Origin of the sequence: Agreia bicolorata, assembly GCF_000938265.1 — a bacterium.
Taxonomy (GTDB): Bacteria; Actinomycetota; Actinomycetes; order Actinomycetales; family Microbacteriaceae; genus Agreia; species Agreia bicolorata.
This window is the reverse complement of the sequence record NZ_JYFC01000003.1, coordinates 1-18,285: the sequence shown is the minus strand read 5'-3', so window position 1 is coordinate 18,285 and position 18,285 is coordinate 1. Positions and strand designations below refer to the sequence as shown.

The following is an 18,285-nucleotide window of genomic DNA, read 5'->3' as shown; positions in this document are numbered from 1 at the left end:
CGCGAATTTAGAGAAATGAAAATACCGCTTCGCCGCGAAATTGGGTTAGAGTCGAGCCGCGGATCATCGCACGGCGTCGTGAGGACCGGTCGTTCGGGACCATTGACGCCCCGACCAGACCAGAGCCGGAGTACCGGGAAACCGCCTTCGCTCGAGAGGAGCGGCATCTACGATGCACACCCCAATCACCTCTACTTCGGCGGGTATCGCCAATCTGACGCTCGAGGAGAAGGCCTCGCTGACCAGCGGCGGCACCTTCTGGAGCACGAAGCCGATCGAGAGCATTGGCCTGCGTGAGATCACGCTGACGGACGGTCCCCACGGACTGCGCAGACAGGACAAAGCGCACGATCACCTTGGTATCGCCCAGAGTCTTCCGTCGACCTGCTTTCCTCCCGCTGCCGGACTCGGCTCGTCGTGGGACGTAGAGCTCATCGCTCGCGTGGCTGAGGCCATCGGGCGCGAGGCTCGTGCGCTCGACGTCGATGTCGTCCTCGGTCCCGGCGCAAATATCAAGCGGTCGCCGCTGTGCGGGCGCAACTTCGAGTACTTCTCTGAAGATCCCATCGCCTCGGGCACGCTCTCGGCCGCATGGGTGCAGGGCATCCAGGCGACGGGCGTGGGTGCGTCACTCAAGCATTTCGCTGCGAACAACCAGGAGTTCGATCGCATGCGCTCGTCGAGCGATATCGATGAGCGGCCGCTCCGCGAGATCTATCTGCGAAGCTTCCAGCGAGTGGTTCAAGACGCACATCCCTACACAGTGATGTGTTCGTACAACCGCATCAACGGTGTCTATGCTTCGCAAGACCCGTGGCTGCTCACGTCGGTTCTGCGCGACGAGTGGGGCTTCGATGGCCTCGTTGTCTCGGACTGGGGCGCGGTGGATGATCGCGTTGCCGCTATCGCTGCCGGCATGGATCTCGAGATGCCTCCGAGCGGAGGACGATCCGATCAGGAGATCGTCGACGCCGTTGAGAGCGGGTCGCTCGACGCGGTCCACGTCGACGCGGCAGCGCAGAGACTGTGGGAGCTCGCCGAGAAGACCGCTCCCACGGATTCGGCCCGTGCGGTCGACGTCGATGCCCATCATGCGCTCGCTCGCGAGGCAGCAGGACGTTCGATTGTCCTGCTGAAGAATGACGACGACCTTCTGCCGCTCTCCCGAGACGAGGACATCGCTGTCATCGGGGCTTTCGCCGAGCAGCCCCGGTACCAGGGCTCCGGATCCTCGAACATCAATCCCACGCGCCTGGACAAGGCCATCGATGAGATGCGCTCTCTCTCCAACGGCACGATCGAGTTCGCCGCAGGATTCAGCCTCGAGAAGACGACGGATACTGAGACGATCGCCGCGCTCCGAGAGGAGGCGGTCCACTTGGCCGCCGCTCATCGCGTTGTCGTTGTGTTCGCTGGGCTCCCCGGGCGTGCCGAATCCGAGGGGCTCGATCGTTCGCATCTGGACCTTCCGCAGGACCAGCTCGACCTCATCGAGGCGATCATCGCAGTCAATCCGCGCGTGGTCGTCGTCCTGTCCAATGGAAGCGTTGTGCGGCTGCCGTTCGCAGCGCGCGTTCCTGCGATCCTCGAAGCGTGGCTGCTCGGTCAGGCTGGCGGCGGGGGCACGGCTGACGTAATTTTCGGTGATGTGAATCCCTCGGGAAAGCTCACGGAAACCCTGCCGCTGCGCCTGCAGGACACCCCCGCGTTCCTTTCGTATGGCGGCGAGTTCAGCCACGTGCGGTACTCCGAGGGCTTGTTCGTCGGCTATCGCTGGTACGACGCCCGAGACATGGACGTCGCCTTCCCCTTCGGGCATGGTCTCAGTTACACGTCTTTCTCATACGGAGAGCCGACGGCGGTCATCACCGACGACGGCGATATCGACGTGACTGTTTCGGTGACGAACACGGGGGCCCGAGCTGGTCGAGAGGTCGTGCAGGTCTACAGCTCGATCGGCAACTCCAGTGTTCAACGCCCTGTACGCGAGTTGAAGGCGTTCGGCAGCGTGGAGCTTGAACCGGGGGGAAGTGCGACAGTGACCATGCGGGCCCGCCGCGCCGATCTCGCCTATTGGCACCCGATCGCGCAGCAATGGGTCGTCGAGGGAGGTCTCTACACCTTCGTCGCGGCGTCCTCCAGTCGAGACCTACGCGGAGAAGTAGAGGTCGAGGTCGTGGGCGACGAGATCGATGTTGCCCTCACCCGCGACTCTTCCCTGGCCGAGGCGATGGCTCACCCTGTTGCGGGTCCGCTCCTCGCGCAGGCGATGGGTGCCAACGGTCAGGAGAACGCTTCGGCGGCTGACATCTTCGACGACGACAGCGCTCTACAAACGATCATGGGTGCCTACCCTCTGGGCCGGATCGCGATGATGGGGGTCAGCAGCGACATGCTCGATCAGGTGCTCGCCGCCTCGAACGCGCAGAGATAGGCACGGTCGCCCGCAGCCGGGCGAGAGCGGACCTCCTGCGCACAACAACTCTGCGAGAGGTCCGCTCCCCGTGGCAGCGAGGGGCTCTACCGTGATCGGTGAGGAGGAACGATTGTCATCTTCTGTCGCCAGAAACGACTGTTTTCTCCACAGCGTCGAGCGCGACGACCACGGTGTCGTAGTCCTCGGACGAGACCGTCACTGTGATGGGGCCAGAGCCAGTCGGTCGAACTGCAGCCAGGAGACGTCCATCGAAGCTGGTGTGTTCCACGGCGTCGTACCGTTCCGGGTTATCGGGTCGTGCGCTTCCTAGCCCTTGGAGGATTGCCGGGCCCTCGACATGCACGGTGACGGGGTCATTGACCGTGGTGGCGAGTATGCCATTGGAATCGCGGAATTCGATGGCGATGAAGCAGAGGTCGGTATCGTCTGCTGACAGAACCGCCCGGTCGGGAGTCGCGGTGAGTGCTATCCCATCCTGGGCGGCAGTGGCGATGGTTGTGCGGGCGGTTTCCGTTCCGTCCGTGTAGGCGACGGCGGTGATATCGCCTCGAACGTATTTGACGGTGAACCTGCTGATGTAGGCATGGTCCCGGCCGCAGCGCTCGCGTCCCTGGGATTCGCCATTGATGAGGAGTTCGACTTCGTCGGCGTCGCTGTATACCTCCACAAGGGTAGGTGTGCCATCGGCTGCGTCCCAGGTCCAGCTTGAGACTGTGTCGCTCCAGGCCCACATACCGGGCAGGGCCGGTCGGCCGTAGTTCTCGGGTCGTTGAACAGCGATGAATGGTCGCGTGCGCATGCCGAAGACAGTCTCTCGGTAGTACGAGATCGTGCGGCGGTGGCCGGTGATGTCGATGTCGCCGACCCAGGCTGTGATCCAGGGGAACGGGGCCTCGAAGACGGCTGGGACGTCGGCGTACTGCACACGTCCGATTCCGACCTCACCCAGATAGTCCCAGCCTGTCCAGGTGAAGTCGCCGAGCACATGCGGATTGTCTTCGACGAGGCGCCAGTATGTGGCGATCCCGGGCGGGAAGGTCTCGCTGCCGACCAAAATGCGGTCGGGGAACTGCTCTTTGTCGAGGAGGTACCTGCTGTCACCGTAGTTCAGCCCGGCAACGTCAAGGATGGAGAAGGACTCTTCGGTCTTCGACGTGACGAGGGGAGATGCGTTGATCTGACTCATGAAGTCGGCGGCTGAATTCATTGCACCGTTCACGCCTCCTTCGCTGCTGGAGTCGGCGTTCCCGGCGTTCGCGTGCATCATTTCGACGACGTCGCGGAGCGCCGCGACGAATCCATTGATGCCGTTGGTGACAAAGCGGGTGCTGTCTAGCGAACGCACTTTTTCGGCGATCTGACGGCCCAACGCGGAGCCCAGGGGATCCCCGGTTTCGATGATCTCGTTTCCGATGGAGTAGAAGATGACGCTGGGGTGATTGAAATTCTTGGTCACGAGCGCTTCGACGTCGCGTTCCCACCATTCAGGGAAGGAAAGGGAGTAGTCGAAGGATGATTTTCCTTCTGTCCACATGTCGAAGGTCTCATCCATAACGAGCATCCCGAGTCGATCGCAGGCGTCGAGCATCGCGGGGCTGAGCGGGTTATGGGAGCTGCGGATCGCGTTGAACCCGGCTTCTTTCAGCAGTTGGATGCGACGCTCTTCCGCTCGCCGAATGGTTGCGGTGCCGAGAATCCCGTTGTCGTGGTGGATGCATGCACCGCGAAGCTTGACGGTGTGCCCGTTGATTCGGAGCCCATGCTGGGGATCGAGTTGCAGCACCCGGATCCCGAAGGTGCTGGACTGCTCGTCCTGGATCCCGGCGTCCTCCACGACCGCAGCTCGAGCGGAGTAGAGCGTCGGTGTTTCGACATTCCAGAGCGACGGGCTGGGCACGTAGAACCGCTGCCGGACGGTCAGGCCCTCACCCGCCCGGATAGTGGCGGGCGAGCTGGCTTCGGCCACCTGAACGCCGTCCGGCCCGTCGATGCGAGTGACAACGGTGACAGTCCGGGTGTGGAGGCTGTCGTTTCGAAGTGTCACCACTGCGGCGACGACTGCCCGCTCAGCATCGACGTCTGGAGTGGTGATCTGCAGTCCGCCATGCTCGATGTGGGTGAGGCTGCTGACGATCAGTCGGGTATCACGGTAGATGCCGATGCCGGTGTACCACCGGGAGTCGTCGTGCGCGCGTGCGTCAACCCTGATCGTGTTCTCGGCTCCGTACCGCAGGTACGGGTCGAGGGCGACCACGAACCCTGAATAGCCGTTCGGACGCTGGCCGGCGAAGACGCCGTTGACGAAGATCATCGCGTCGCGGTAGACACCCTCGAATTCGATCGAGACCCTCTTGTCCGCGAAGTCCGCTGGCACGTCGAACGTCTTCGAGTATTCGAAGACGCCTCCGGGGAAGTACCCGCCTCGTCCTCCCGAGGTCGCGTCCTCGGAGCGGGGAAGCGTGATCATCGCATCGTGAGGGAGGGTGACGGGGATGCCGTCTCCCTGAGGTGCCTGCAGTTGGGCGTAGGGGCTGACTTTGGGTCGGACGGTCCAGCCGGTGTTGAAGGAGGTTGTGGTCATGGGGAGGAGCATTTCTTTCGTGTTCTCAGGGTGATCTGCGAAGGAGCGCGAAGATGTCGTCGATCGTGCGCATCACGGCGATCGTGTCGGCAGCGGTGTGAGCGGGATGTTCGGTGAGGCCGTTGCCGATGGCATCCCGGACAGCCCGGAGCATCGGCTGGTAGCCGCTGCCCTCCCGCGGGTACTCGATCAGTTCGGGGACACGGAAGATCTGGAGAGGGGTGCGGGCGTGGACCTCCAGATCGGTCGTCGCCCAGAAGGGCGAAGTGAGGGTCAGCCATCCTGTCTCACCGCCGACGGACGCCGTGAGTTCGGTGAACTCTGCCAGTGAACTGGAGCACTGCGCGAAACGGCCGTCCGAGAATTCCAAGGTGAAGTGCTCGGCGACGTCCAGGCCATCCTCGCGGATGGTTCCGGATGCCGTGACCCCGACCGGTACGCCGAATACGGAGTGGGCGAGCGTGATGGGGTAGATCCCTTGGTCGAGAAGAGCTCCACCGCTTCTGGCCACATCCCACTTGCTGCTGTTTCCGTCTGAGGGAAAAGGGATGCCGAAGCTCGCGCGGAGGTTTCGAGGCTGCCCGATGCAGCCGTCGGCGATCTCTTCGTGAAGGCGCAGGAAGACAGGGCTGAACTTCATCCACATGGCTTCCATGAGGAAGACGTTGTGTGCTGCGGCGATGTCGAACAGCTCGGCGGCGTCGGCGGACGTCATCGTGATGGGTTTCTCCACGAGGACATGCTTTCCCGCTTCGAGTGCCTCGCGCGCCATGCGATGGTGGGTCGCGAACGGGGTCGCAAGGTAGACGACGTCGATGTTGTCATCGGCGAGAAGACCTGCGTAGTCGTCGGTGGATCGCGCGATCCCGAAATCGTCGGCGAATCGTGCTGCCTTGCTCGCATCGCGGCTGTGCACCACGGTCACGTCCACTCCGTCGCAGGCTTGGAGGTCTGGCACGACGCTTCGTGAGATCGTTCCCGTTCCGATCGCGGCCCATCGTTGAGTCGGCGTGGACGACCCCGCGCCTGCGGAGCCCCTCACTACCTCATGACCTTCACGCTGTGGGTGTCGAGATCGGCGCGACGACCTGCGCTGATCGGGATGATCAAGAGCGCTCCCGCAATCGCGACCACGGCGCCCACGATGTACACCACGGTGTAATCGCCCGAGCCCAGCGCGAGGACCATACCGGCGGCGAATGGACCGATTGCCTGGGGAAGCGTGCTGCCGATTCCGATGATGGCGAGGAAGCGCCCATTCTCGTCGGTGTCGCGGGGGAGAACGTCCAGCGCCAGTGCCTGGTCCACTGCGCCGTAGACGCCGATGGAGAGAGACAGGAGGAGGCCACCGGCGATGTACTGCGGCACGCTGTTCGACGTGCCGGAGACGATCATGCTTGCGCCGAGCGCGATGGCACTGAAAACCAGGAACGGTTTGCGGGTTTTCAACTTGTCGGAAAGGTAACCGGATCCGACAGCGCCAACGATGCCGGTGACAACGCCGAGAAGACCGGTCGTGGCGAGCAGCGCGCCGATGTCCGCAGGGCCGAGGCCGAGGCGAGTCGTGAGGAGGTAGACGCCGTAGAGGCCCGACATCGAGATTGCGAGAAAAACGCACGCTTTACTGATCCACACCCAGGCGAGGTTCGGGTATCGGCGCGGGTTGAAGTAGAAGCCCTCGAAGACTTTCGAGAGTTTCAGTTCCGGCCGAGGGGTGTTCACCTTGGGGTCGCGCATGACGAGAATGAAGAACAGGCTGCCGACGAACGCGATGCCGGCGGGCAGGAGGAACAGTCCGATCGGACTGGCGACAAGCGCACCGGCGACGGAGATGCCGAGGATGGGTGCGATCTGGCTGATTGCACCCAGGATCCCCATCACGCGTCCGCGCTGAAGCGCTGGAAGGGTGTCGCCGAGGTGCGTGCCCAGCATCGAAGCCGCGATCCCGTATCCGGTGTAGGCGACAGACCAACCGATGACCAGACCTGCGACGTCACCCGTGAGCGCGATCGTGGCCGACCCGACGAGGCCCAGGACGCTGCCGAAGAGCAGCCAGGGACGTCGCCGTCCGAATCGAGACCGTGTGCGGTCGCTGAACATGCCGACGAGCGGGGTGCCGATGACGACGAACAGGCCAGGAAGTCCAACAGCGAGGGCGAGGATCGCATCGCGGTTGTCGGGTGCGACCTGAGCGACCCTGATCGCGAGCGAGAATGCGATCGGAACGATGAACGCGATGAAGAGTGTCAGCTGGGTGATGTAGATCGCCCAGAGGTATCGGGTGCGCAGCTTCGGCAGGGTGTCGGCTGACGTGTCTGCCAGAGCATCGTTGATGCGCTCGGCTCCGACTTGAATCGTGGCCGGCTGGTTCAGCGGCAACTCATACGCCTGAGGGTCGGACAGTGGTGACGACGTGTCGTCAGATGGATTGGGTGACATGAATCAGAACTCCGTTGTTGTGAAAACCGAGCGAACTACATCCAGCCGTGTCGGTTATGGGCACATCGGAAATCCGATGTTGTTACGTGACAATACACAAGTCCGCCCAAGTTGTCACGTAACACACGTATAGACTGTGGTTCCGTCCGAGGTGAGGAGGGCGCGTGGTCACCACGAGTCGCGACGTTGCACGAACTGCGGGGGTATCCCGTTCGACCGTGAGCGAAATCCTCAATGGACGAGGCCACAAATTTGCCGCCGCGACGCGCGAGAAGGTCGAACAAGTCGCGCGCGACATGGGCTATCGGCCATCGGCTGCAGCGCGAAGTCTGGTGAGGGGGACAAGCGACCTCGTCCTCGCTCTCATTCCCGACACGACGTTCGGTGCGAACCTTCAGAACATCTTCGAGCGCGCGACGGAAGAGCTGGCCCAACATGGGCTCACGCTGGTCTTGCGACTGGCCACGTCTTCGCCGCAATCATTTGATCGATTGATCTCGTCGTTGAATCCCCGCGGTGTTCTGTCGTTCCTGCCGTTCACCGCTGAGGAACGACACATCATGCTGGCCAGGGGAGTCGAAGTCTTCGACACCTCAACCCCGGGCGAACGTCGCAAAGTCGACTACGAGATCGGCAGGCTGCAGGCCAGCTATCTGATCGGCAAAGGACATAGCCGCCTCGCCTACGCCCACCTCAGCGACGCTCGCCAAGATCCCTTCGGAGACGAACGAGAGGCGGGAGTTCGTGACGAGTGTCGAGAGCACAAGCTGCCCGAGCCCGCCACGCTCAGGCTGGGCATAGACCGCGGCGATGCTCTCGCGGCCCTCGATTCGGTGGGCCCTGAGCCGATCGCGATCGCGTGCTACAACGATGATGTCGCCGCGACGCTCGTGGCGGCCGCCCAAATTCGTGGGCGAAGAATTCCTCTGGACGTCGCGGTGGTCGGGGTCGACCACACGCCTCTGTCGCAAGTGATGGTTCCCCGGCTCAGTACCGTCGGATATCTCGTCAGCGAGGCGGGGCACGCTATGGTCGCCGGTATCATCGCGGCAGTTACCGGAAACCCCGATGGCGCAGTGAACCGCCCCTTCCCGCTCCAGATGATCGACGGGGACTCCGCCTAGGTCAGCGGGGCAGCCGCAGCATCAGTTCGAACCCGCCATCCGGTGTCGCGCCAGCGGATGACGACCCGCCGTGGATGTCCGCGCGCTCGGCCAACCCAAGCAGCCCATGCCGCGCAGAAGGCAGGTCGAGCGCGGGCTGAGTGGGCGCCGAATTCGTGACCGTGACAACGATCTCGTTCCGCTCGACCGCTCCGCGCACCGTCACTCGGGCGCCGGGGGCGTGCTTGCGCACATTCGTCAGTCCCTCTTGAACGGCGCGATACAGGGTGCGCTGCACGGCGGGGGAGAGATTGGCGGGAAGAGAGAGGCTGGCCTCGACGTCGAGGCCGCTGCTCGCGATCAGCTCGTCGACGCTCGCCAGGGTGGGTTGGGGCGTGAGTGACACGCCCTCGTCGGCGGGGCCGCGCAGCACAACCACCATCTGCCGAAGCTCCTCGAGGGTGCGCGAGGCGAGGCGCCGGATCGTCAGCGAGGCCTCTTTCACCTCGGGGTCTGCCGACCGCACCTGCAGAGCACCCGCCTGAACGGAGATGAGGCTGACCTGGTGCGAGACCACGTCGTGCATCTCGCGGGCAAGCTGCACCCGCTCGGCGGCGCGTACCTCGTCGCTGATGCGTTCGCGCTCCTGATCGCGCAGGATGCTGAGCTCCGAGACTCGGCGCGCCAGCTCGCCATAGGTGCGGGTCAGCAGCCCGAGGGCGGTGGGGCCGGCCGCGACCATGAGGCTGTAGATGATGTCGGGAACGGACTCGGCGAAGGTGAGTGACTCGGCCCAGAAGCTGGTGTTTCCGCAGAAGACGACGACCGCCGCGACGAGCACGCCGACGCGCGAGCGCGACAGCGCAGCGACCGTGTACAGCGCGACGATCGCAGCGACGTTGGAGGACCCGAAGAACAGACTGGGCAGCGTGAGAGCGAGCGCCAGGTACGGCACACGACGACGCAGAAGCAACCCACCCGCGGCGACGATCGTGTAGATCGTGTCGGTGTCGGTCATGCGCCACAGGCTGAGCAGCCCATCGGTGAGCGCCAGCCCCGCGAGGAGCAGATCGATGACGATCGGGGGGGGTCCGCAGGTACAGGCGATACACGGCGTTCATCGTGCGCCTCCGCTGTTCTCGAGCAGGCCCGCGCGATCGGCCACAAGGGCCGCCTGCACGCGGGTCGCCACCCCGAACTTCCCCAGGATCGAGCTGACATGGTCTTTGATCGTTCCGCTGCTGAGATGCAGCGACGAGCCGATCTCCGTGTTGGATGCGCCGCCGGCCAGTAAGACGAGCACCTCGCGTTCGCGCGCGGTGAGCTGGGCCACCTGCTTCTTCGCGAGCTCGTTGTCGACGGTGCCGAGCTGCCTGTGCAGCACCGCCCGGCTCGCCTCGGCCGAGAGCACGACTCCTCCGGAGGCGAGGCTGCGCACCAGGTGCGGCAGCTGCTCGGGGTCGGTGTCCTTCACGAGGTAGCCCGAGGCTCCGCGCCTCAACGCTTCGGCGATGTAGCTGTCGGTGTCGAAGGTCGTGAGCATCGCCACGACCGGGCCGCCCGCGTGCGGATCGAGCTCGCTGAGGATCTCGAGGCCGTTGCGCCCCGGCATCCGGATGTCGAGCAGCACGACGTCGGGATCGGTCTCGGCGATGAGGTCGATGGCCCCATGGCCATCGGTGGCACCCACCACAACGATGTCGTCGACGGCTTCGAGGATGAAGCGGAACCCGCTTCTCACGAGCGCCTCGTCGTCGATCACCACCACGCGGATCATCGGGTCTCCATCCTGTTCGTCTCCACCGTAGGGCTAGAAACTGCGCGGTCGTTCTCGCGGGGGCGAATATCCCCCAGGTGTCGGGGGTACTCCGGTCGACCGGCGGATACTGCCGACTCTGCTGCTGCCGGAGAGTCGATGTATCGCCCTCCCACACGACATCGCCCCCAAGAACAGGAGTGGTTCATGAGCACAGCCACGGTCACAGCGCCGCCCGTCGAGAAGGCCGCCGAGAAGCCTGCCGAGCAGACAACCGAGACCAACGGCGTTCGTCCTCGCATCCGGGGCATCGACCTCGCACGAGGGCTGGCGCTGTTCGGCATGTTCGCGGTTCACGTGGGGCCGTCTTCCGACGTCGGAGGCGTGACCGGCGCGCTGATGTTCGTGGCATCCGGGCACTCCTCGATTCTCTTCGCCACCCTCGCCGGGCTCTCGCTCGCTCTGCTGAGCGGCGGCGCGACGCCGCCCGGCGCATCCGACCCCCGGCGCACCCGGCTGCGCATTGCGGTGCGCGGCCTGCTCATCATGGCGATCGGAGTTACCCTCACCGCGATGGGCACTCCGGTGGCCGTCATCCTCGCCTACTACGGCGTGTTCTTTCTGCTCGCGATCCCGTTCCTGCGACTCACGGCGCGAACCCTGCTCGTGATCGCCGGCTGCTGGGCGCTCGCGGGCCCCGTCGTCGCTCTGCTTGTGCAGTCATGGTGGTGGGGTTCGAGCGCGGCGGATGTGGTCGCCCGCGTCGACCCCATCACGCTCATCTCCGGTGAGGGCATCGACCAGCTGCTCGTGACGGGCATCTATCCTGCCGTCACGTGGATGCCGTTCATTCTCGTGGGCCTGGCGCTCGGCCGGTTGGACATCGCCCGACTGTCACGCACGACGATGCTCGCCATCGGAATAGGCATGGCCTTCGTCGCATACGGATTCTCGGCTCTGCTTACCCCTCTCGGTCCGCGGCCGGTCGCCGGCCCGCCCGACGCGTCGGGCTCGCTCGACTGGTCGATTCTGCTGGGGGCGGATGCGCACACCGGCTCGACCTTCGAGATCGTCGGTGGCATCGGGGTCGCGCTGGCAGTCCTTGCCGTGTGTCTCGCCGTCGCGGAGCGGCTGCCCCGCCTCACTCGACCGGTCGTCGCGGCGGGATCGATGTCGCTGACGATCTACGTCTTGCACGTGCTGACAATCAACGTCGCCGGCCTCGACGCGATGCCCGGCCAGCCACTCTGGGTGCTGTTGGCGTTCGTCGCCGGTGCAGTCGCCTTCGCCCTGATCTGGTTCCGCTTCGCGCGTCGCGGACCGCTCGAATCCCTCGTTCACTCCACGACCGCAGCGCTCGTCACCCGCAAGAGCTCACTCACCACAGATCCCACCACCGATAGAAGGACCCACTCATGAGAACTCGCAATATCGTCGTCATCTCCGCCGCAACCCTTGTCGTCGCCCTCGGCGCAACGGCACTGATCGCCGGTCCCGCCCTCTACCGAGACCTCGTGGTCGGCCCGGCCGCGGCGGCGCCGGCCGACGACCTAGGAGTGCTGAAGCCGAGCACGCTCGCCGGCGATCAACTGGCCGGATCGTGGAAGACGGGCTCGAGCTCCTATGCCGGGTACCGGGTCAAAGAGGTTCTGAACGGAACCGACGTCACCGTCACGGGGCGCACCTCGAAGATCGACGCGGCGATCACCACGACGTCTGACACCGTGAAGAGCGCTGAGATCAGCGTCGACGTGGCATCGATCGCCACGACCGAGGCGGCGAGAGACGAGTACTTCCGAACGACCGCGATCGACACGAGCCGCTTTCCGAAGGCGACCTTCACGATCGCGGAGCCGCTGAAGGTCGACACCTCGTCGCTGAAGAAGTCGCAGACCGTGAGTACAAAGGGGAGCCTGAGCATCAATGGCGTCACCAAAGAGGTGACCGCGCCGGTGACCTTCGCCCTCAGCGGTGACGGGGCGCTTCTCGTCGGCAGCGTTCCGATCACGTTCGCCGACTACGGCGTCACCGCTCCCGACCTCGGTTTCGTCAAGGTGGAGCCGAAGGGCTCGATCGAGTTCTCGCTCGCGCTGCAGAAGGGAGCGAACGCCTCATAGCTGCTCCGATCCATTCGGTCCGCTGAGGTGCGGAAGATGGCCGCATCAACGCGCACGAAAGCGGCCACTTTCCGCACCTCAGCGCATCCGGTCTGCTCGACCGGCGCACTCGGCCAGCTCGCAGCATCCGAAACACACCGGCAACACCGCCGCACTAGGCTCGGGGCATGGTCGACCTGTTCGCCGGTTACGGCGCCACACTCAACCCTCGTTCGTCGCGTGGGTCCGCGAGCGCATGGGACGAAATGTTCCCCGAACCGAGTTCCTTGGCACCCGTCGAGGCCCGTGCCGCTTACAAAGACGTGTACCAGGCGCTGGCCCGCATGACACAAGAGGAACTGCGCGGGCGCACCGATGCGCTAGCCAGTTCGTATCTCGCTCAGGGCGTCACCTTCGACTTCGCCGGCGAAGAGCGGCCCTTTCCCCTCGACGCCGTTCCGCGGGTGATCGAGCAGAAGGAATGGCTCAACGTCGAGGCCGGAATCAAGCAGCGAGTGCGCGCGCTCGAGGCCTTTCTCGCCGACATCTACGGCCCCCAGCACGCGGTGCGCGACGGCGTCATTCCCGCAGCGCTCATCAGCTCGTCGAGTCACTTCCACCGCCAGGCCGCGGGCATCGTCTCGGCCAACAACGTGCGCATCCAGGTCTCGGGCATCGACCTGATTCGCGATGAGAAGGGCGCCTGGCGGGTGCTCGAAGACAACGTTCGTGTTCCGTCGGGCGTCAGCTACGTCATCTCCAATCGCCGGGTCATGGCGCAGACGCTGCCCGAACTGTTCGTGAGCATGCGCGTTCGCCCGGTCGGCGACTATCCGAACAAGCTCCTCCAGGCTCTGCGTGCATCGGCGCCGGCCGGCGTCGACGACCCCAACGTGGTCGTGCTCACCCCCGGCGTCTACAACTCGGCCTACTTCGAGCACACCCTGCTGGCCCGTCTTATGGGCGTCGAGCTCGTCGAGGGCCGCGACCTGTTCTGCTCTGGCGGCAGGGTCTGGATGCGCACCACGGCCGGTCCGATGCGCGTCGACGTGATCTATCGCCGGGTCGACGACGAATACCTCGACCCGCTGCAGTTCCGTGCCGACAGCCAGCTGGGTTCGCCCGGCATCATGATGGCGGCCAGGCTCGGAAACGTGACGATCGCCAACGCGGTCGGCAACGGGGTCGCCGACGACAAGCTCGTCTACACGTACCTGCCCGACCTCATAAAGTACTACCTCGGCGAGACGGCGATCATCCCGAACGTCGACACGTGGCGCCTCGAAGACCCGGCCTCGCTCGAAGAGGTGCTCGACCGCCTCGATGAGCTCGTCGTGAAGCCGGTTGACGGCTCGGGCGGCAAGGGCCTCGTGGTCGGTCCCGCGGCATCCAAAACCGAACTCGAGACGCTGCGCAAACGGCTGCTCAAAGATCCGCGCGGATGGATCGCGCAGCCCGTCGTTCAGCTGTCGACGATCCCCACGCTGGTCGAAGATGGGATGCGGCCGCGTCACGCGGATCTGCGTCCGTTCGCCGTCAACGACGGCAGCGACATCTGGGTTCTGCCCGGTGGGCTCACTCGCGTGGCGCTGCCCGAGGGCGAGCTCGTCGTGAACTCGAGCCAGGGCGGTGGATCGAAGGACACCTGGGTCATCGGGCTCGAACCCGACTTCTTCCACGAGTCCTCGGCCCGCAACATCCAGGGTCTGGTGGCCGACCAGGCGGCGAACACGCAGTCGATTCCGATCGTGGGCAAGCACGCCGTCGACCACTCGCCGCAGGACAAGCCGCAGAACGACCAGCAACAACAACAGCAGCAGGCCCGCTGGAGTCCGGGACATCCACCGCTGCCGATGCCGCGCCTCGACAGGCTCGACGAGCGGAACGCAGCAGAGGGAGCAGACGAATGCTGAGCCGCATCGCCGAGAGCCTCTTCTGGATCGGTCGCTACATCGAGCGAAGCGACGGAACCGCCCGCATCCTCGACGTGCACCTGCAGCTGCTGCTCGAAGACCCGTGGATCGAAGAAGACCTCGCCTGCCGCTCGCTCCTCGCGCTCATGGGCAGCGAGGTCCCCGGCCCCGAGCGCGAACTGACGCGGCAGGACGTGCTTGCGACACTCGCGGTAGACCGCACGCATCCCGCATCCATCGCCTATTCGCTCGGAGCGGCCCGCGAGAACGCGAGGCGGGCGCGCGAGATCGTGTCGACCGAGCTGTGGGAGTGCCTCAACACGACCCGCGCCAAGATGCCGCGCAAGGTCGCGGCTGAGAAGACCCACGAATTCTTCGGCTGGGTGCGCGAGCGGGCCGCGCTCGCGGTGGGCATCGTCGAGTCCGGCACCAGCCGCGACGAGGCCTGGCACTTCTTCAACCTCGGGCGCTCGCTCGAGCAAGCCGACATGACGGCCCGCCTGCTGGCGACGAGAAGCCTCACCGAGGCATCCGGCCCCAGCTGGACGACCATTCTGCGATCGTGCGGCGCCTACGAAACTTATCTGCGCACCTATCGCGGCGTGCCGTCGGCGCGCAACGCGGCCGAGTTTCTGCTGCTCGATCGACTGTTTCCGCGCTCGATCATCTTCTCGGTCTCGCGGGCAGAGGAGTCGCTTCGGGCAATCGAACCCCGCAACGATCGCGTCGGCGTGACCGACAACGCTCAGCGACTGCTCGGCCAGATCCGCAGCCAGCTCGAATACCGACCGATCATGGACATCCTTCACGAGCTGCCCAAGCACATGGACAGCGTGCAGGATGCGACGTCGACCGCGTCAGAGGCCATTCGCACGCGCTACTTCCCCACCAACGCGGCTCCTTCCTGGACGGGAGAGAACACATGAACCGGCTTCGCATCCGGCACGTCACCGGATATCGCTACGAGGGCGAGGTCGCCGCGTCGTACAACGAAGCGCGCATGCTGCCCGTCTCGTCGGGCGACCAGTTCGTGCTCTTCTCGAACCTCGAGATCGCTCCCGTCTCGAGCAACCACAACTACCTCGACTACTGGGGCACCCGAGTGTCGAGCTTCGAGGTACTGACCCCGCACAAAGAGCTGTCGCTCACCGCGAACAGCCTTGTCGAGGTGCGCCCGCGCGCGCACCAGCCGCACACCGTCGGGTGGGAGGCGCTTGCCGATGCCTCGGCGAAGGCCACGTCTTTCGTCGAGCACTCCAAGCAGACACGGCTCACCGACCCGGCCGACGACATCGTCGAGCTTGCTGCCGAGATCGCGTCGCGCTACGAGAGCCCGTGCGAGGCCGCCCTCGAGATCTGCTCGGTGATCGGCGACCAGATGCAGTACGTGCAGGGCGTCACGCACGTGCACTCCACGGCCAAGGACTCCTGGGCCGACAAGCGCGGCGTCTGCCAGGACATCGCGCACATCGCCCTCGGCGCTCTCCGCTCCGTGGGAATCCCCGCGCGCTATGTGTCGGGCTACCTGCATCCCAAGCCGAACGCCGAGATCGGCGAGACCGTCGCGGGCGAATCGCACGCGTGGGTCGAGTGGTACTGCGGAGACTGGCGGGGCTTCGACCCCACGAACTCCATCGACATCGGAGACCGCCACGTGACGGTCGGACGCGGTCGCGACTACAACGACGTGGCTCCGCTGCGCGGTGTGTACGCCGGTCCCTTCGGCTCGAGCCTCTTCGTCACGGTGGAGATCACTCGCGAGAGCTGAGCCTGTCGTTCCCTGAGTCTGTCGTCCCTGAGCTTGTCGAAGGGCCGATTCCCTTCGACAAGCTCAGGGAACGGCGACACAATGAACGGGTGCCCCAGTTTCTCAGCGACCACGGCGTCGCCATCAGCTACTCCGCCTGGCCGGTCGACCGCCCTCGTGGTGTTGTGCAGATCGTGCACGGCCTCGGCGACCACTCGGGGAGGTATGCCGAACTCGCGGGTCGGCTGAACGCATCCGACTACTCGGTGTACGCACACGACCAGCGTGGCCACGGCCAGACCGCGCTACTGCCCGGCGGAACCCCCCGACCCGGCGAGCACCGCATGGGCGTGGGCGGGCTGCGCGCGGCCGGTGACGACATCGTGCGCTTCACCCGTCTGCTGCGCGACGAGGTGCCTGACGTTCCGCTCTTCGCCATCGGCCACAGCCTCGGCTCACTCATTCTGCAGCGGGTCATCAACACTCGCTCGACGGCGTTCGACGGGGTGGTGTTCACCGGCACGGCATACCGGATGCCGGGGTCGATGGATGGCGGCGACCTGACGCGGCGTCACCGCCCCGGTCGTGGGCGGGGCACCGGATTCGAGTGGCTGACCCGCGACGTCGAGGGACAGAAGCGTGCCGCGACCGACGAGCTGATGTTCGAGGCGAAGGCGTTGAAGGAGTTCGGCTTGCGCGACGGGCTGCGGCTCTTCGGCGTGCCGGGGCGCCACATCCGGCACGATCTGCCCGTGCTGATCATGGGCGGCTCCGACGATATTCTCGGTGGGCCCGCGAGCATGCGGCGGCTGGCGCGCGCGTATCGGCGGCGCTCGAAGCTCGACGACGTGGAGGTGGTGGTGTTCCCCGGTGCCCGGCACGAGATCTTCAACGAAACGAACCGCGCAGAGGTGTTCGACCGCCTCGTCGACTGGCTCGAGCACCACATCGCGCTCTAACTCAGGAAAAACGGGGTCGCCGCGCGCGAGAAGGGCCGTTTAGGCGCATTTTTCCTGAATTGCAGCGGCGTAGGCTGGCTGCATGCATGGTGAGTACAAGGTTCCCGGCGGCAAACTCGTGGTCGTCGACCTCGACCAGGTCGATGGTCGCATCGCGAATTTCCGCCTGGCGGGTGACTTCTTTCTCGAACCCGACGATGCTCTTCCCCTGATCAACGCGGCCATCGAGGGCCTGCCCGTCGAATCCGACGCGACCACCATCGCCGCAGCCGTCAAGGCAGCGCTTCCCGAAGGGGCGCAGCTTCTCGGCTTCTCGCCCGAGGCCGTGGCGGTCGCCGTGCGGCGCTCTCTTGCCAAGGCCACCGGATGGCGCGACTACGACTGGCAGGTCATCCACTCGAAGGCCGTCCCGCCGGTCGAGCAGATGGCTCTCGACGAAGTGCTCGCGATCGAGGTGGGCGAGGGTCGGCGCCAGCCCACCATGCGCATCTGGGAGTGGGAGTCGCCGGCGGTCGTGATCGGCAGCTTCCAGTCGCTGAAGAACGAGGTAGACCTCGAGAACGCCGAGAAGTACGGCTTCGACGTCGTGCGCCGTATTTCGGGAGGCGGCGCCATGTTTATGGAGGCCGGCTCGGTGATCACCTACTCCATCTACGTTCCCGCGGCCCTTGTCTCGGGTATGACGTTCGCCGACTCGTATGCCTTCCTCGACGAGTGGGTCATCATCGCCCTCAAGTCCCTCGGCATCGACGCACATTACGCGCCGCTCAACGACATCACGAGCCCCACGGGCAAGATCGGCGGGGCCGCGCAGAAGCGTCTCGGCAACGGCGCCGTTGTGCACCACGTCACCATGAGCTACGACATGGATGGCGAGAAGATGGTTGAGGTGCTGCGCATCGGCCGCGAGAAGATGAGCGACAAGGGAACGAAGTCGGCGGCCAAGCGCGTCGACCCCCTGCGCAGCCAGACCGGTCTCTCGCGAGCCGAGATCATCGACAAGATGATCGCGACCTTCACGGGACTCTACGGGGCAACGCCCGGCGACATCACCGACGACGAGTACGCCAAGGCCGAAGAGCTGGTGCGCACCAAGTTCAGCACGCCCGAGTGGATCGCACGAGTTCCCTAGATGAGTGAGTCCGATTGGTTCGGGCGGCGTGGATGCTGTTAATCGCAGGCGGAGGGTGTTAAGCCCAGTGTGTGAAAACAGACCTCAACACCCTCCTGACCACACTTTACGTCCATCTCGAT

General features: G+C 65.0%; 14 protein-coding genes. 9 read left to right on the top strand and 5 right to left on the bottom strand.

The features are described 5' to 3' along the window. The first annotated feature begins 172 nt into the window (after positions 1-172). A complete protein-coding gene (locus TZ00_RS06980; RefSeq protein ID WP_044440502.1) occupies positions 173-2,434 on the top strand; it encodes a glycoside hydrolase family 3 C-terminal domain-containing protein in 2,262 nt (753 codons plus the stop codon). Between the two features lie 115 nt (positions 2,435-2,549). Here TZ00_RS06980 and TZ00_RS06975 read toward each other — a convergent pair whose 3' ends face one another. Genes TZ00_RS06975 through TZ00_RS06965 form a run of 3 tightly spaced genes read right to left on the bottom strand, consistent with a single transcriptional unit; the run spans position 2,550 to position 7,457 of the window. Beyond that, the gene (locus TZ00_RS06975) at positions 2,550-5,018 is read right to left on the bottom strand and encodes a glycoside hydrolase family 2 TIM barrel-domain containing protein (RefSeq protein ID WP_044441300.1); all 2,469 of its coding nucleotides are present in this window, start codon (positions 5,016-5,018) and stop codon (positions 2,550-2,552) included. A 25-nt stretch (positions 5,019-5,043) separates the two neighbouring features. Continuing rightward, positions 5,044-6,060: a Gfo/Idh/MocA family protein gene (locus TZ00_RS06970; RefSeq protein WP_044440500.1), complete on the bottom strand. Its 1,017-nt coding sequence runs from the start codon at positions 6,058-6,060 to the stop codon at positions 5,044-5,046. Then, positions 6,060-7,457: an MFS transporter gene (locus TZ00_RS06965; RefSeq protein ID WP_044440498.1), complete on the bottom strand. Its 1,398-nt coding sequence runs from the start codon at positions 7,455-7,457 to the stop codon at positions 6,060-6,062. The genes TZ00_RS06970 and TZ00_RS06965 overlap by 1 nt, the downstream gene beginning before the upstream one ends. A gap of 164 nt (positions 7,458-7,621) precedes the next feature. Here TZ00_RS06965 and TZ00_RS06960 point away from each other — a divergent pair, with 164 nt between their 5' ends. Then, positions 7,622-8,581: a LacI family DNA-binding transcriptional regulator gene (locus TZ00_RS06960; RefSeq protein WP_084605969.1), complete on the top strand. Its 960-nt coding sequence runs from the start codon at positions 7,622-7,624 to the stop codon at positions 8,579-8,581. A 1-nt stretch (position 8,582) separates the two neighbouring features. On the opposite strand, the gene TZ00_RS06955 is transcribed toward TZ00_RS06960, so the two are convergent. Then, positions 8,583-9,578, bottom strand: coding sequence for a sensor histidine kinase (locus TZ00_RS06955; RefSeq protein ID WP_084605968.1), 996 nt, complete (start codon positions 9,576-9,578; stop codon positions 8,583-8,585). A gap of 99 nt (positions 9,579-9,677) precedes the next feature. Beyond that, positions 9,678-10,337: a response regulator gene (locus tag TZ00_RS06950; protein WP_044440494.1), complete on the bottom strand. Its 660-nt coding sequence runs from the start codon at positions 10,335-10,337 to the stop codon at positions 9,678-9,680. Positions 10,338-10,523: 186 nt separating this feature from the next. Between TZ00_RS06950 and TZ00_RS06945 the strand changes: the two genes are divergently transcribed. The 7 genes from TZ00_RS06945 (at position 10,524) to TZ00_RS06915 (ending at position 18,163) form a co-directional block, all read left to right on the top strand. Beyond that, complete coding sequence (locus TZ00_RS06945) at positions 10,524-11,735, top strand: acyltransferase family protein (RefSeq protein WP_052521371.1); 1,212 nt, start codon at positions 10,524-10,526, stop codon at positions 11,733-11,735. Continuing rightward, positions 11,732-12,433, top strand: coding sequence for a YceI family protein (locus TZ00_RS06940; RefSeq protein WP_044440492.1), 702 nt, complete (start codon positions 11,732-11,734; stop codon positions 12,431-12,433). The genes TZ00_RS06945 and TZ00_RS06940 overlap by 4 nt, the downstream gene beginning before the upstream one ends. Positions 12,434-12,600: 167 nt before the next feature. Further along, positions 12,601-14,325: a circularly permuted type 2 ATP-grasp protein gene (locus TZ00_RS06935; protein ID WP_084605966.1), complete on the top strand. Its 1,725-nt coding sequence runs from the start codon at positions 12,601-12,603 to the stop codon at positions 14,323-14,325. Further along, the gene (locus tag TZ00_RS06930; RefSeq protein WP_044440491.1) at positions 14,319-15,251 is read left to right on the top strand and encodes an alpha-E domain-containing protein; all 933 of its coding nucleotides are present in this window, start codon (positions 14,319-14,321) and stop codon (positions 15,249-15,251) included. The genes TZ00_RS06935 and TZ00_RS06930 overlap by 7 nt, the downstream gene beginning before the upstream one ends. Continuing rightward, a complete protein-coding gene (locus TZ00_RS06925; protein WP_044440489.1) occupies positions 15,248-16,093 on the top strand; it encodes a transglutaminase family protein in 846 nt (281 codons plus the stop codon). Before TZ00_RS06930 ends, TZ00_RS06925 begins: the two co-directional genes overlap by 4 nt. A gap of 89 nt (positions 16,094-16,182) precedes the next feature. Then, positions 16,183-17,031: an alpha/beta hydrolase gene (locus tag TZ00_RS06920; protein ID WP_044440487.1), complete on the top strand. Its 849-nt coding sequence runs from the start codon at positions 16,183-16,185 to the stop codon at positions 17,029-17,031. 82 nt (positions 17,032-17,113) lie between these two features. Continuing rightward, a complete protein-coding gene (locus TZ00_RS06915; protein WP_044440485.1) occupies positions 17,114-18,163 on the top strand; it encodes a lipoate-protein ligase LplAB in 1,050 nt (349 codons plus the stop codon). The last annotated feature ends 122 nt before the right edge of the window (positions 18,164-18,285 follow it).